General features: G+C 66.9%; 16 protein-coding genes. 10 read left to right on the forward strand and 6 right to left on the reverse strand.

Going from position 1 to position 14,157, the window contains the following annotated elements; translation table 11 throughout:
• Positions 1-306 precede the first annotated feature (306 nt).
• The 4 genes from V5F63_RS24320 to V5F63_RS24335 all read left to right on the forward strand — a co-directional run bounded on the left by V5F63_RS24320 (position 307) and on the right by V5F63_RS24335 (position 4,362).
• Positions 307-1,281 (forward strand): tripartite tricarboxylate transporter substrate binding protein, encoded by a 975-nt coding sequence (locus tag V5F63_RS24320; protein WP_209486708.1) that lies wholly within the window; start codon positions 307-309, stop codon positions 1,279-1,281.
• Between the two features lie 63 nt (positions 1,282-1,344).
• A complete protein-coding gene (locus V5F63_RS24325; protein ID WP_209486710.1) occupies positions 1,345-1,812 on the forward strand; it encodes a tripartite tricarboxylate transporter TctB family protein in 468 nt (155 codons plus the stop codon).
• Positions 1,809-3,299, forward strand: a complete 1,491-nt coding sequence (locus V5F63_RS24330) for a tripartite tricarboxylate transporter permease (RefSeq protein ID WP_394102849.1) — start codon at positions 1,809-1,811, stop codon at positions 3,297-3,299. Before V5F63_RS24325 ends, V5F63_RS24330 begins: the two co-directional genes overlap by 4 nt.
• A gap of 121 nt (positions 3,300-3,420) precedes the next feature.
• The gene (locus tag V5F63_RS24335) at positions 3,421-4,362 is read left to right on the forward strand and encodes a glucokinase (protein WP_209486714.1); all 942 of its coding nucleotides are present in this window, start codon (positions 3,421-3,423) and stop codon (positions 4,360-4,362) included.
• A 15-nt stretch (positions 4,363-4,377) separates the two neighbouring features.
• Here the strand turns inward: V5F63_RS24335 and V5F63_RS24340 are convergent, their stop codons facing one another.
• Positions 4,378-5,235 (reverse strand): LysR family transcriptional regulator, encoded by an 858-nt coding sequence (locus V5F63_RS24340; RefSeq protein WP_394102848.1) that lies wholly within the window; start codon positions 5,233-5,235, stop codon positions 4,378-4,380.
• A 98-nt stretch (positions 5,236-5,333) separates the two neighbouring features.
• Between V5F63_RS24340 and V5F63_RS24345 the strand changes: the two genes are divergently transcribed.
• Positions 5,334-6,263 carry a DMT family transporter gene (locus V5F63_RS24345; RefSeq protein WP_394102847.1) on the forward strand — a complete coding sequence of 310 codons (930 nt, stop codon included), beginning with the start codon at positions 5,334-5,336 and terminating at the stop codon, positions 6,261-6,263.
• Here the strand turns inward: V5F63_RS24345 and V5F63_RS24350 are convergent.
• A complete protein-coding gene (locus V5F63_RS24350) occupies positions 6,251-7,096 on the reverse strand; it encodes a hypothetical protein (protein WP_394102846.1) in 846 nt (281 codons plus the stop codon). The two genes, V5F63_RS24345 and V5F63_RS24350, sit on opposite strands and share 13 nt — an antisense overlap.
• Positions 7,097-7,358: 262 nt before the next feature.
• Between V5F63_RS24350 and V5F63_RS24355 the strand changes: the two genes are divergently transcribed.
• Positions 7,359-8,147: a Bax inhibitor-1/YccA family protein gene (locus V5F63_RS24355; RefSeq protein ID WP_209486723.1), complete on the forward strand. Its 789-nt coding sequence runs from the start codon at positions 7,359-7,361 to the stop codon at positions 8,145-8,147.
• An 86-nt stretch (positions 8,148-8,233) separates the two neighbouring features.
• Here V5F63_RS24355 and V5F63_RS24360 read toward each other — a convergent pair whose 3' ends face one another.
• Together V5F63_RS24360 and ribA are read right to left on the reverse strand one after the other, a co-directional pair.
• Positions 8,234-8,989 (reverse strand): SDR family oxidoreductase, encoded by a 756-nt coding sequence (locus tag V5F63_RS24360; RefSeq protein WP_394102845.1) that lies wholly within the window; start codon positions 8,987-8,989, stop codon positions 8,234-8,236.
• Between the two features lie 85 nt (positions 8,990-9,074).
• Positions 9,075-10,187 (reverse strand): GTP cyclohydrolase II RibA, encoded by a 1,113-nt coding sequence (ribA, locus tag V5F63_RS24365; RefSeq protein ID WP_209486727.1) that lies wholly within the window; start codon positions 10,185-10,187, stop codon positions 9,075-9,077.
• 168 nt (positions 10,188-10,355) lie between these two features.
• Between ribA and V5F63_RS24370 the strand changes: the two genes are divergently transcribed.
• The 4 genes from V5F63_RS24370 (at position 10,356) to ptsN (ending at position 13,252) form a co-directional block, all read left to right on the forward strand.
• Entirely contained in the window at positions 10,356-11,129 is a 774-nt protein-coding gene (locus V5F63_RS24370; RefSeq protein ID WP_509210815.1) for a dihydrofolate reductase family protein, read from the forward strand.
• Positions 11,086-11,637: a cytochrome b gene (locus tag V5F63_RS24375; protein ID WP_394102843.1), complete on the forward strand. Its 552-nt coding sequence runs from the start codon at positions 11,086-11,088 to the stop codon at positions 11,635-11,637. Before V5F63_RS24370 ends, V5F63_RS24375 begins: the two co-directional genes overlap by 44 nt.
• A gap of 176 nt (positions 11,638-11,813) precedes the next feature.
• Positions 11,814-12,398 carry a ribosome hibernation-promoting factor, HPF/YfiA family gene (hpf, locus tag V5F63_RS24380; protein ID WP_209486739.1) on the forward strand — a complete coding sequence of 195 codons (585 nt, stop codon included), beginning with the start codon at positions 11,814-11,816 and terminating at the stop codon, positions 12,396-12,398.
• Between the two features lie 389 nt (positions 12,399-12,787).
• Complete coding sequence (ptsN, locus tag V5F63_RS24385) at positions 12,788-13,252, forward strand: PTS IIA-like nitrogen regulatory protein PtsN (RefSeq protein WP_209486741.1); 465 nt, start codon at positions 12,788-12,790, stop codon at positions 13,250-13,252.
• A 76-nt stretch (positions 13,253-13,328) separates the two neighbouring features.
• Here the strand turns inward: ptsN and V5F63_RS24390 are convergent, their stop codons facing one another.
• Together V5F63_RS24390 and V5F63_RS24395 are read right to left on the reverse strand one after the other, a co-directional pair.
• Positions 13,329-13,595, reverse strand: a complete 267-nt coding sequence (locus V5F63_RS24390; protein ID WP_209486744.1) for a BQ00720 family protein — start codon at positions 13,593-13,595, stop codon at positions 13,329-13,331.
• A gap of 43 nt (positions 13,596-13,638) precedes the next feature.
• The gene (locus V5F63_RS24395; protein ID WP_209486746.1) at positions 13,639-14,064 is read right to left on the reverse strand and encodes an Hsp20 family protein; all 426 of its coding nucleotides are present in this window, start codon (positions 14,062-14,064) and stop codon (positions 13,639-13,641) included.
• Positions 14,065-14,157 lie beyond the last annotated feature (93 nt).

The following is a 14,157-nucleotide window of genomic DNA, read 5'->3' on the forward strand; positions in this document are numbered from 1 at the left end:
CTTCGCCATGCCTCTCGGCGCGCCAGTGACCGGCCCGCCAGGTTGCCTCGATCCATCGCGCCCGCCCCGCGCGCGCTTCCGGTCCACCAGCTTATGTACGTCGAAGCTGCCGTATCGCCAGCCCCTGCGCCTACGAAGCGCACCTTTTTCGGTGAAAGCTTAAGCCACTGCGGCCCCCCGCGCCACCTCCCGCCGGAAGGATCGCCAGTGGCGTGGTCGCGTTGACCTCGGGTAGGCACTGACTTACAGTCATTCAAAACGATTAGATTTCGGCCAAAGAAGCCGAAAGTCAGGGAGAGAGACACCATGCGCCGGTTTCTGATGGCGGGGCTTGCCCTCGCCGCATCGACTTTTGCCGCCATTGCGCCGAACGCTGCCACGGCGGCTTACCCCGATCGCCCCATCACCCTCATCGTGCCGTGGAATGCCGGCGGCGGGACGGACGCGGTGGCGCGCATCGTCGCCTCGCTTCTTGAAAAGGATCTCGGACAGCCCATCGCTGTGGTGAACCGCACCGGAGGCCAGGGCGTGGTGGGCCATCAGGCCATCGCAGATGCGACACCGGACGGCTACACCATCGGCATCATTACCGTGGAAATCGGCATGATGCACTGGCAGGGCCTGACCCAGCTCACCGGTGCGTCCTACACCCCCCTCGCCCTGATGAACGAGGACCCCGCTGGCGTGCAGGTGCGGGCGGATGCGGCCTACAAGACGCTCGATGACCTGATCGCCGACATCAAGGCCAACCCCGGCAAGTTCAAGGCCTCCGGCACCGGTCAGGGTGGCATCTGGCACCTTGCCCTTGCCGGCATGCTCTCTTCCCTGAAGCTCGATCCGAAAAGCGTGCCCTGGGTTCCCTCCAACGGCGCGGCGCCCGGCCTTCAGGACCTGGTGGCGGGCGGCGTCCAGGTCGTCACCTGCTCCATTCCGGAGGCGCGCTCGCTCATCGACGCCAAGCGTGTGAAAAGTCTCGCCATCATGGCGACCGAGCGCTCGAAGCTGATGCCCGACGTTCCCACCCTGAAGGAAGCCACCGGCAGCACCTGGACCATCGGCGCGTGGCGCGGATTCGCCGCTCCCAAGGGCCTCGACAAGGCGGCCTCGGACAAGCTGCAGGCGGCCCTCAAGAAGGTCTACGACAGCAAGGAATACCAGGAGTTCCTCACCAATCGCGGGTTCGGCGGGCGCTATGCGGACGGGCCCGGCTTTGCCGAGTTCATGGCCAAGGCGGATGCCTCGCTCGGTGCCGTCATGAAGGAAGTCGGCCTCGCGAAATAGTCGCGGCTGCTCAACGCGGCGGCCCGCGCCGCCGCTCCCTTCCTGCGACGCCGGAGCCGCATCATGCGCTTCAGTGACCTGATCCTCGGCCTGCTGCTGCTCGCCGGGGCTGCCATCTTGTTCTCGGCGGCATCCGGCCTGCCGCCCATCCCGGGACAGGCCTACGGCGCGGATGTCTTCCCCGTGTTGACGGCTGCGGGCCTTGCGGCCTGCGGCTTCATCCTCGCGGTGGGCTCGGTCCGCGCCGGACCGTTCCCACTCGCGCAGGCGACATGGGTGCGCACGCCCGGTGCCAGCTTCAGGGCGGCGGCGACGATCGCGCTTGTCCTCGCCTACATGGTGCTGACGCCGCTCATCGGGTTCGTCGCCACTGCGACGGTCGTCCTGACCGGCCTGTTCGTGCTCGTGCGGGTCCCGGTGGCGCAGGCGATCGGAATCGCGCTGGCGACCGCGCTTTTCACCTATTTCTCCTTCAACATGCTCCTGCGCGTACCGCTGCCGCGCGGCCTCGTGGAGGGCTTCCTGCCATGAATGCCGTGCTCGCAGGTCTCGATCTCGTCCTTCGCTGGGACGTGCTCCTCACCATTCTCGTCGCGTCCGCCTTTGGCCTCGTGGTCGGTGCCATCCCGGGCCTGACGGCGACCATGGCCATCGCCCTCCTGGTGCCGATCACCTTCTTCATGGACCCCATCCCCGCCGTGGGCGCCATGATCTCGTGTTCGGCCATGGCCATCTTTGCGGGCGACATTCCGGCAACGCTCATGCGCATGCCCGGCACGCCCGCGTCGGCCGCCTATTCCGACGAATGCTACGCCATGACCCGCAAGGGCGAAGCGGAGGTGGCGCTCGGCGCCAACGTGCTGTTCTCGGCGCTGGGCGGCCTGTTCGGCACGGCGATCCTCATCGTGTCGGCGCCGCTTCTGGCGGAGATCGCGCTCGGATTCTCCTCGTTCGAGTATTTCTGGCTGGCGCTGATGGGGCTCGCGTGCGCCATCTTCATCGGCTCGGGCTCGCCGGTGAAGGGGCTGGTGTCGCTCTTCCTCGGGCTGTTCGTGGCGCAGATCGGCATCGACAATCCGGCCGGCGTGCCGCGCTTCACCTTCGGCAACTCGAACCTGCTCGGAGGCGTGGATTTCATCCCCGCCATGATCGGCCTGTTCGCCATGTCGGAAGTGATCCGCACCATGGCCGCCGGTGCGCCGGACTGGTCGGTGCGCCAGACTTCGCTCGGCAATCCGCTGAAGGGCTGGGGCCGGCTGATCGCCCGATACTGGCCGCAGCAGATCCGCGGCAACATCACAGGGACCGCCATCGGCATCCTGCCCGGTGCCGGCGCGGACATTGCCGCCTGGGTGTCCTACGCCATGAGCCGGAAGTTTTCGAAGACGCCGGAGAAGTTCGGCACCGGCCATGTGGAAGGCATCATCGAGAGCACCTCCGCCAACAATGCCGCGCTGGCGGGCGCGTGGGTGCCGGCGCTGGTGTTCGGCATTCCGGGAGACAGCATCACGGCCATCGTCATAGGGGTGCTCTACCTCAAGGGCCTCAATCCGGGACCGACCCTCTTCCTGAACAATCCCGAATCCATCTACGCGGTCTTCATCATCTTCATCATCGCCAACCTCGCGATGATCCCGCTCGGTCTTGCCGCGCTGAAGGCGGGAACAGCCCTGCTGCGCTTTCCACGGCGCATCCTCATCCCGCTCATCCTGCTGTTCTGCATCGTCGGCGCCTATGCCGTGAACAACTCCGCCTATGGCGTCGTGCTGATGCTGGTGTTCGGCGTGCTCGGCTTTCTCATGGAAGAGCACGACATTCCCATCGCTCCGTGCGTGCTTGGCATCGTGCTCGGCAAGATGCTGGAGGACAGTTTCGTCACCTCCATGATCAAGGCGGACGGCAACCTCCTCGCCTTCTTCGAACGTCCCATCGCGGGCGGACTCGGCGTCCTCACGCTGCTTGTCTTCTGCCTGCCTCTCTGGGGCGCACTGAAGCGGTGGCGCGGGACCGGGGCCTGAGGCATCCGGGAACCGCACCGGCGCCGCTGCGCTTGAGGTCCTGCCGGTGCGTGCGGTTCCGGCGCGCTTGCGTCCCGGACACGCTTGGCGCAGTAAAAGCTCTCTACCATCGGACTCATCAATGGCTCCCACTGTCCTGCTAGCGGATATCGGCGGCACAACCACCCGGGTCGCCCGGGCCGGCGCCGACGGCATCCCGTTCGATGTCCGGCTCGAAGCCAACGATTCCTACGCCTCCCTCGAGGACCTGCTGGGCACCTATCTGGCGTCCGTCAGCGGCGCCGCCCCTACCTGCGGCGCGCTGGCCGTGGCTGGCCCCATCGACGGCGACGACGTGCGGCTCACCAACCGCAACTGGCGCTTCTCGACACAAAAGCTCGCGGCCGGCCTCTCGTTCCAGCGGCTGACGGTGCTCAACGACTTCGAGGCCTTCGCCCACGGCCTGCCGCTGCTCACCCGCGACGACCTTCTGGAGGTCGGCACCGGCCGCGCCGTGGCCGGCGCGCCCATGCTGCTGTCCGGTCCGGGCACCGGGCTCGGAACCGCGATTATCCTGCCCCGCGAGGCAGGCTATGAGGTGCTGGCAAGCGAGGCCGGCCACATGCGGCTCGGCGCGGTGACCACCGACGAGGCCCGCATCGTCGCCCATCTGGTGCGCGATCTCGGCCCGGTGTCGGTCGAGCATGTGCTCTCCGGTCCCGGACTGGTGCGGCTGCATCGCATTCTCTCCGGCGAAAGCCTGTCCTCCCACGCCATCATCAAGGCGGCGCTGGACGGCCAGAGGCAGGAGAAGGAGAGCTGCCACATCTTCCTGCGCCTGCTCGGCCGGGTGCTGGGCGATCTGGCCCTCGCCATCGATGCCAAGGGCGGTGTCTTCGTCGGCGGCGGCGTGGGCCGGGCCATGGCGCACCTGTTCGCCGAAAGCCCCTTCCGCACCGCGTTCGAGGAGCATCCGCCCTACCACGACCGCCTCGCGCAGATTCCCATCAACGTGGTGATGCACGCCACGCCGGGCCTCGTCGGCATCGGCGAGATCGGCCGCCGCCTGCTGGTGGAGTGCTGACCGAAGGGTGGATAGTCAGGCGGCGGCGCGGGCTTCCCGGCCGCAGAAGGCAGCGATGAGATCGGCCAGCTCCCGCGCGGCGGAACAGGCGTTGCTCGCGGCCCGCAGGGCGAGTTCCGTGGGCGGGATGGGCGGCCAGAGATCGGACGACGGCAATTCCCGCAGCCGGGAATTGAGCGCGAGGTCGCTCAGGACCGTCACGCCCAGACCTCCGGCGAGGGCTGCCTCAATGCCGATCAGGCTCGGGCATTCATAGGCGATGCGCCACGGGCGGCCCGCCTTCTCGAGGGCGTGGACCGCCCGATTGCGATAAAGGCAACCCTGCCGGAACGCGGCAAGGCTCGCCACGTCCTCGTCCGGCGTGAAGCCGGCCCCACAGACCCACACCAGCCGCTCCGGCCAGGCCGCGACGGCGGGACCGGAGCCCGGCTCGCGCTTCAGCAGCACCACATCGAGCTCCCCGCGCGCAAAGCCGGCGTCGAGGTCGCAGCTCAGCCCGCATTCCACCGCCAGCCGGACCCCGGGGCGCGTGCGGGCAAACTCCGCCACCACGGACGTCAGGGCCGCCAAAGCGAAATCGTCGGGGATGCCCAGCCGCACCACCCGCGCGGGGGCGACGCCCGACAAGGCGGCCCGCGCCTCCGCACCGAGCGCGAGAATGCGCCGCGCGTAGCCGAGCAGGCGCTCGCCTTCGGCCGTGAGGCTGATCCCCCGGGCGTCCCGGATCAGAAGCTGGTGGCCGAGCTGGTCTTCCAGCCGGCGCACCTGCTGGCTGACCGTGGACTGGGTGCGATGGACGCGCTCGCCGGCCCGCGTGAAGCCGCCCGCGTCCACCACGGAGACGAAGGCTTTCAGAAGATCCATATCCAGCATGGGCGCACCGGCATCATTCGATTATCCACTAGCCAATATCAAATCATTCAATTTTTCAATATGCCGCGTGCGTGCTTCTCTGCGGTTCAGGAGATGTCATGACCGCCACGCCCCTTCCCCTTGCCGCCACCACCCGCCGGACAGACGCGCTGCTGCCGGTGTTCATCGCGGCGTTCTGCATCATCTGGAGCTCGGCCTTCGCCGTGGCGAAGGTGGCGCTGGCGGATTGCCCGCCCCTGCTGCTGCTGTCCGCGCGCTTTCTGGTGGCCGGGCTGGTCGTGCTCGGCGGCTGCGCGCTGCTCCTGCCCGCCAGCCATTTCCGCCGGCTGGATCTGCGCGATGTCGCGGCGCTGTCGGCGATGGGGATTCTCAACAATGCGGTCTACCTGGGCCTCAGCTACGTGGGCATGACCCATGTGTCGTCCGGCTTCACCGCCGTCCTGGTCTCCGCCAATCCGCTGCTGACGGCGCTCGGCGCAGCGGTGCTGCTGGGCGAGCGGCTGACGGGGCGCAAACTGCTCGGGCTCGTCCTGGGCATGATCGGCGTGGCCATCGTGGTGCGCTCGCGGATCGTCTCCGGGCATGAGGATCCGCTCGGCACCGCCTATGTGGTCGGGGCCCTGATGGCGCTCACCGCCGCGACGCTCATGTTCAAGAAGGTACGCACCTCGGCATCCCTGTTCGTCGGCAGCGGCATCCAGTCTTTGGCGGGCGGGATTGCGCTGCTGCCGGTGGCGCTGTGGCGGGAGGACGTGGCGTCCATCCACCCCACGCTGTCGCTCGGCCTCTCTTTCGCCTGGCTGACGCTGGCGGGCTCGGTGGGCGCGTTCAGCCTGTGGTTCTTCATCCTCGGCCGGACCAGCGCCACCCGCGCGAGCGCCCTGCACTTCCTGATGCCGCCGCTCGGGCTGATGTTCGGATGGCTGCTGCTGGGCGAGCCGGTGCCGCCGCTTGATCTCGTCGGCATCGTGCCCATTGCCCTGGGCATCCGCCTCGTCACCACCGCGCCGTCGTCTCAGAAGCGGTAATAGGCGGCGAGGACCAGCCCGTTCTCCTGCGGCGCATTGCGGGCGAAGACCGTGCCGACCACGGACAGCTGCACGGTGATGGCCGCCGAGAGATCGTAGGCCGCGCCCATCTGGAGCTTGTAATACTCGTAGGAGTCGCCGAAGTACGGGCCGGTCCCCGCCCCTTCCGAGATCACGCTGAACGACTGGGCGAGGAGCTGCCAGCGCTCCACGACGCGCCAGCCCAGCGTGAGGTCGAGATGGAGCTCGTCCGGCGGCGGGCCGAAGCGCATGCGCTGGGCGAGCTGAACGTCGAGGAAGGCCGGCTTGCCGAACAGGGTGAACGCCACGCCATAGAGCAGGCGGAGGTCGAGCTCGGGATCCTCATAGCCCACGGCGGCGGCGCTCTGGGAATTGCCGGTACCCGAAAAGCGGCCCACCACCTGCGCCGACACCACGCTCGCCGCATCGCGCCACAGCCGCACCCGGGCGCCGAGGTCCTGATAGCCCGGCCCGGCATAGGACGATGGTGACGGGTCGCCGAACGAGACGTTCAGGAATTGCGGCGCCGCGAGCAGGGTCAGCCAATCCGTGGCGCCATATTCGAAGACGAGGGTGACCTCTACCTTGTCATAGGGGCGGCTGGCGTAGAGATCGTAGGAGGGTCCGAACTCGGTCGCGGAATAGGTGGCCGAGCCTTGCAGGATGACCTGCCCGTGCCCCTCCTCCTGCGTCCAGGCACCGCCACGCGCCGACGGCGCACCGGCCAGCAGAAGCAAGGCGAACAGAACCAGCGCCGAGCCGAACCCGGGCCAATTCAGCGCCGTTCCGGCAAGATGGATTTTTCCGCGCAAGAGTCCCCAGGCGACAAGACATGCCCGCCCGGCAACGATCCGCCGCCTGAGATGATCCCCCATCCGCATGCCCCGACCCCATGCGGGTTGAAACTATACCTTAACGCAGCCGCAAGGGTATGCCTGACGTAAAGTGACCTTGCGTAAATTTCATCCAGCCTCGTCTTGCCGCCCCTTCGCGAACCCACCATATTGACGGCGAACGCGCAGGTCCGGCCTCGGCCGGTCTTGGGCGTTTGAGATTTCTTCAAGGGGAACGACGATGTCCGATTATGATCGCAACGTCGCCGGGCGTTGGAACCCGTCGGTGGCACGCTCGCAGGCCGCGATCGACCAGGGGCTGCGGACGTACATGCTCAGCGTGTACAACTACATGGCACTGGGCCTTGCCATCACGGGCGCGGCCGCGCTCGGCATTTACATGCTCTCGGTGACCACCGACCCGGCGCTGGCCGCGGGGCGGATCGCTGGCGGCATCATGCTGACGCAGTTCGGCTACGCGCTGTTCGTGAGCCCGCTGAAGTGGGTGGTGATGCTCGCGCCTCTGGCGGCGGTCTTTTTCCTGAGCTTCCGCATCGAGCGCATGAGCGTCTCGGCCGCGCAGATCACGTTCTGGGTCTATGCGGCTCTGGTGGGCGTATCGCTCTCCACGATCTTCCTCGTGTACACCCACGAGAGCATCGTGCGGGTGTTCTTCATCACCGCGGCCTCGTTCGGAGCGCTCAGCCTCTACGGCTACACCACGCAGCGTGACCTCTCCGGCATGGGCTCCTTCCTGATGATGGGCCTCTTCGGCATCATCATCGCGTCGGTGGTGAATATCTTCCTCGGCTCCTCGATGCTGCAGTTCATCGTGTCGGTCGTGGGCGTGCTGGTGTTCGCGGGCCTCACCGCCTACGACACCCAGCGCATCAAGGAGATGTATTTCGCCGGCGACGACGTCGCCGTGGCGGGCAAGAAGGCCATCATGGGCGCGCTCGCGCTCTACCTGGACTTCATCAACATGTTCATGATGCTGCTCCAGCTCTTCGGCGGCCGCAACAACGAGTGACGGCAGTCCGACAGCACCAGCCAGCAACGAGAAGGCCCCGGCACTGCCGGGGCCTTTTTTGTTGGAAACGGAGAGAGAAATGGCCTTCAGCCGCGCCCGATGAAGGGCATCTTGGTGGCCATGATGGTCATGAACTGCACGTTGGCATCCAGCGGCAGGCTGGCCATGTAGACGACGGCGCTCGCCACATGCGCCACATCCATCACCGGCTCCACCTTGATGGAGAGGTCGGCCTGCGGCACGCCCGCCTTCATCTTCTGCGCCATGGGCGTGTCGGCATTGCCGATGTCGATCTGCCCGCAGGCGATGTCATAGGCCCGCCCGTCCAGCGAGGTGGACTTGGTGAGGCCCGTGATGGCGTGCTTGGTGGCGGTGTAGGGCGCCGAGAACGGCCGTGGCGCCGTCGCCGAGATGGACCCGTTGTTGATGATGCGCCCGCCCCGCGGCTCCTGCGCCTTCATCACGCGGAATGCCTCCTGCGTGCAAAGGAACGGGCCAGTGAGATTGGTGGCGACCACCTGCTGCCATTGGGCGAAGGTGAGATCTTCCAGCGGGATGGCCGGGGCGCCGGTGCCGGCGTTGTTGAACAGGAGGTCGACCCGCCCGAATTTTTCGACGGTGGCGGCGAAAAGCGCATGCACGGATTCAGGGACCGTCACATCGGTCGTGACGGCCAGATGCGGCGCGCCGCCGAGGGCGGCCCCGGTTTCTTCGAGTGCATCCATGCGGCGCCCGGCGAGGGTGACGGCATAGCCGGCTTCCCCCAAGGCCACGGCGACCGCCCGTCCGACGCCCGACCCGGCGCCGGTTACGATGGCGACCTTTCTTCCTGCCTTGCTCATCATGTCCTCCCGGTTTTTATCCGGGCGGTTCTAAATCGTTTTGAAGCCGGTCGACAAGGACGTTTGAACGGGTCGTGTGCCGGCCTCAATCCGGCGCGCGGGCGGCAAGGGCCTCGAAGTCGATATAGTGTCCCGCGCGGTCCCGCTTGGACGCGAGGTAGCGGACGTTTTCGGCGGTCGGACGGCCAAGAACCCGCTGGTCGGCCACCACATTCAGCCCCGCCGCTTTCAGAGCCTCGATCTTCTGCGGATTGTTGGTGAACACCCGCACGGCGGACACCCCAAGCTGGCGCAGCATGGCGGCGGCGAAATCGAACCGGCGCTGGTCGAGGTCGAAGCCGAGGGCGGCGTCAGCGTCGTAGGTGTCGTAGCCCTGCGCCTGCAAAGCGTAGGCGCGCATCTTGTTGGAGATGCCATTGCCGCGCCCTTCCTGATCCAGATAGAGGAGAATGCCGCCGTCGGCCTCCGCCATGCGCCGGACGGTGTCCCGCAGCTGGTCTCCGCAATCGCATTTCAGCGACCCGAAAAGGTCGCCGGTCAGGCAGGCGGAATGGAGCCGCACCGCCACCGGCCGCGACAGGTCCGGGCGGCCGACGATGATCGCCACCTGATCCCGCAGCCCTTCGCCGCCTCGGAACACGACAAACTCCGTTTCCGGCGCCCCTTCGAGCGGCACCGGGGCGCGGCCCACGATGGCGAGACTGGCCACCTCGGCGGCCCGGAAGGACAGGATGTCGTCCACCGTGACGGTCAGCAGCCCCGCGGCCTTTTCTTCAGGGACCGCGCAGGTCACCGCCGCCGGCAGGACAAGCGCTTGGGCCAGCAGTTCAAGCGCGGCGGCCTGGGCCGGCGTCGCAGGCGCGACAGGCGCATCGATGCGCGCATCGGGCTTGAGTGACAGATGGGCCACGCGCGCGGCATCGAGATGCGGCAGCACGACGGCGCCCGGCTGGACCCGTGGCGCGCCCATCTTGTTCAGTCGGGGCGCGGGAAGGACCAACGCCGCATCCGTGGCCCCCGCCTCGGCAAGCACGCCGGCCAGGACGGGATCGAACGCCTCGGCGGCGACGACGACGATGCGCGCGTCGCCCGAGGCGATCACAACGGCGCGAGCGGACCGCACCTCCGCCATCGCCCGCTCCATGGAAAGCCGACCCGCGTCCGGCGCAAACCCAAGACCCTCAACGATGGACGCCATTTTGACCTCTCACAGCGGGAATCGCGGCCGGCCGGCGGCGCGAACGATCTGTCGTATCGGCAGGAGCGTAACAAACGCCATGATGACGCGTTCCTGATCGAACAGATTGAATACGCCGCGTGAGGACCGATGGATGACACGACCCTGCGGCTCCGGTCGCACAAGCGAGTGAGCGAGAGCCCGGTGCAGGCAAATCTTCGACGGTCGGACGATCGCCCCTATGTCATCGCCCAGCTCGGCCAGTCCCTGGACGGCCGCATTGCCACCACCTCGGGCGATTCGAAATATATCAACGGCCCCCACGCGCTCGATCACCTGCATGCGCTGCGGGCCTCGGTGGATGCGGTCGTGGTCGGGGTGGGAACCGTCTGCGCCGACGATCCCCTGCTCACCGTTCGCCGCATCGCCGGCGTCAGTCCGGCGCGGGTGGTGATCGATCCATCGGGCCGTGTCGATCCCAAGGCGCGGTGTTTCGCCGAGGACGGCATCCGCCGGCTGGTGTTGCGCCGGATGGCAGCGGGCGCTCCGCTTCCGACCGGCGTCGAAGTCGTACCGATGGCTGACCCGTCGGCCTTCGAGCCGTCTTCGATCCTCGAGGCGCTCAAGCAGCGTGGGCTCAGTCGGATTCTCGTGGAGGGTGGACCCACGACGCTCTCGGCTTTCCTCGAGGCCGGGCTCGTGGACGAGCTTCACGTTTTCGTGTCCCCCGTGATCCTCGGAGCCGGCCGCATCGGCTTGTCGCGCAAGGCGTGCGACACTCTGGCTCAAGCGTTGCGCCCGAAGGCGCAGGTGCATGTCTTCGCTGATGGCGATGTCCTGTTTCGTTGCGATCTGAAGGACAGCGTTCGCGAGGAAGGATCACGCGACCAGCCTTTGCCACCGGAGGTCCGAAACCCCGATGAACACCCTCTCCAACCCCGCGCCCTACGCGCCGCCGGCTAGGCTCATCCACTGGATCATGGCGGCCCTGGTGATCCTCGTGATCCCGCTGGGCTTCGCCATGATGAACATGGATTCGGGCCCGACCCAGGACCGCCTGTTCGACCTCCATCGCTCCATCGGCTTCACCATCCTCTGCCTGGCTGTCGTCCGGGTGGTGGTGCGCATCCTCAACCCCCCTCCACCCCCGCCTGAGACCATCGCCCGATCGCTCTGGATGGTGGCGAACGCCGTGCATTACGCGCTCTATGCGCTGATCTTCGTCATGCCCGTGCTCGGCTGGCTGGCATCCAATGCCTTCGGCAGCGCGGTCAGCATCTTTGGGCTGTTCACCCTGCCCAACATCGTCGCCAAGGACGATGCCCTGGCTGATCTGTTCGGCGCGTGGCACGTCCGCCTGGGCTTCCTGATGACCGCACTCGTGATCCTGCACGCCGGCGCCGGGCTGTGGCATGGTTTCGTGCGCCGAGACGGGGTTCTGTCGCGCATGTGGCCCGGTCTGTCGCGGTGATCGCGACGGCCTCGCCTGCGTTTCGGTGACGATCGGCGAGACTGAAAAAACCGTTCGGTTTCCGGCTCCTGTTGCCGTTGACATGCCGGCGAAGCACTTCTACCTCTTTAGACAGCCGGCCGGTTTGCAATGCATGACGGTCCCTCACAGGGACCGTTCATAGGGGATCAAATCGCATGGCCCTACGCGTGTCCGGAAAGAATCTCGACGTCGGCGAAGCTCTTCGCCAGCGTTTGACCGAGCGGGTCTCGGAAGTCCTCGGCAAATACTTTGATGGTGGCTGGTCAGGTCACGTCACCGTCACCCGGGACGGCTCCGGCTATCGCTCCGAATGCATGCTTCATCTCGATTCGGGCGTGAACCTTCAGGCGCACGGCAATGCGCAGGATCCGAACGCCTGCGCCGACGTCGCTGTGGAGAAGATCGAGAAGCGCCTGCGCCGATACAAGCAGCGTCTCAAGGATCGCCACGGTCATGGCAACGGCAATGCTGCCGAGCAGGCCGCCCAAAGCTACATCCTCAGCGCGGCGCCGGAGACGGAGGACGAGGACGAGCTCGTCGGCTGGAGCCCGACCGTCGTGGCCGAGCAGGTGACGCGCCTGCGGACGCTCTCGGTCGCCGATGCTGTGGTGGAGCTGGACATTACTGGTGCCCCGGTCGTGGTGTTCCGCCATGCCGGCCATGGACGGGTCAGCGTCGTCTACCGCCGCCCGGACGGGCACGTGGGGTGGATCGATCCGGGTTCCGAGGAACTGCACTAGGTCACGCGCCGGGGAGCCTGTAGCAGGGCTCCCCGTTCGCGATGTTTGAAACCTCCCGCGGTGGTGCGAGAGACCGCCTCGGGTAAGGCAATGCTCGGGGGGCATGTCCTGACAGCTGCAGCGAGTAACCTGCGCGGATCGCTCCAGCCGGAAAGCGCGGGACGCAGATTTCACCCCGCCTCATTTCAGCGCGGCCGGCCCTGACTTGAGCCCGAGGCAGGTTAACGCTAGATGGAGGCCGCAATAACGACCTCCTGGAGGGGCAACCCTCCTGCGTTTTGGTGGGGACGGACCAATGCAGCGGCGCTTTGGGCGCTCCGCAGGCCTTGACCCGTTCCGCGCGTCCGCCGCTTCATGAGCCTCGGCCGCTCGCTCCAGGAACTTGATAGATGCCGCTCGCCGACCTCCTTGCCCCGGACGCAGTGTTTCCGATGCTGCGGGCGAGCAGCAAGAAACAGGCCCTGCAGGAGCTGTCCCACCACGCCGCCCTTCTGATGGGACGCGACCAGCGGGACATCTTCGACACCCTGCTGCAGCGGGAGCGGCTTGGCTCGACCGGTGTCGGCAACGGCATCGCCATCCCGCATGGAAAGCTGCCGGGCCTCACCAAGCTGTTCGGCTTGTTCGCTCGGCTGGAAAAGCCCATCGATTTCGAATCGCTGGACGGCGCGCCGGTAGATCTCGTGTTCCTGCTGCTCGCCCCCGAAGCGGCCGGCGCGGATCACCTCAAGGCGCTGGCCCGCGTCGCCCGGATGCTGCGCGATCCGGATGTTGTGGAAAAGCTTCGCGCCACGCGGGACGCTGGCGCAATGCACGCGCTGCTGACGGCGTCCTCCGCCTCCAACGCGGCCTGACCGCCGGCAAACAAAAACCGGGCCGTCGCCGGCCCGGCTGAAACATCCGAAATTCTGCGTCGCCCGATCCTGCGCCTCAGTGGACGCTGACGGTCACCAGTTCGTGCTGCATGGCATTGGCCAGCGCGGCTTCGCGGCTGTCGGTCAACATGATCGGCGTGCCATCGGCCGCGTGCAGCGTGAACAGGGTCATACCCGGCGCGATCTGCGGGGCCTGCGGGAACAGGGACGGTACATCCTCGGACTTGATGCTGCGCACATAGGCGATCTCACCGCCGCCAAGGACCGCCAGCGCTTCCGGCGTGATATCCGCCAGGACTTCGTTTTCCGTATCGTGGGTCATCAATCTACTCCTCTACTCCTGGCAAACGCGGCATCCCTCCCCTTCAGGAGCGGGAGACGATGTCGATGCGCTTGGCGTGGCGAGCAGGCTCGGGGCGAACCAGATCGACCGACAGGAGACCATGCTTCAGTTCGGCGCCCAGCACGTTCATGCCTTCTGCAAGCACGAAGGTGCGCTGGAACTGCCGGGCGGCGATCCCCCGGTGCAGGAAAATACGGCCCTGACCTTCCTCGACCTGCCGGCCCCGGATGGTCAGCTCCTTTTCTTCCAGCACGACCTCAAGCTGCTCCGCCGTGAAGCCCGCCACCGCCAGGGTGATCCTGAGGCGCAACGGCTCACCGGCGGCTTCGATCCTCTCCACATTGTAGGGAGGATACCCGTCCGTGCTCTTGGTCACCCGGTCGAGCGCCCGCTCGACCTCGTCGAACCCCAGGAGAAAGGGGGACGACAGGGAAGACATCCGCGACATCGGCCAAAGCCCTCGTCAAGCGACTTTGCATTGCCGGGCATGCACCTATCCGGCCATGCCCGCCGGAACCCTTGCGGCATCCCGACAGGCTGC

It is taken from the genome of Xanthobacter wiegelii, assembly GCF_043193855.2.
GTDB lineage: Bacteria > Pseudomonadota > Alphaproteobacteria > Rhizobiales > Xanthobacteraceae > Xanthobacter > Xanthobacter flavus_A.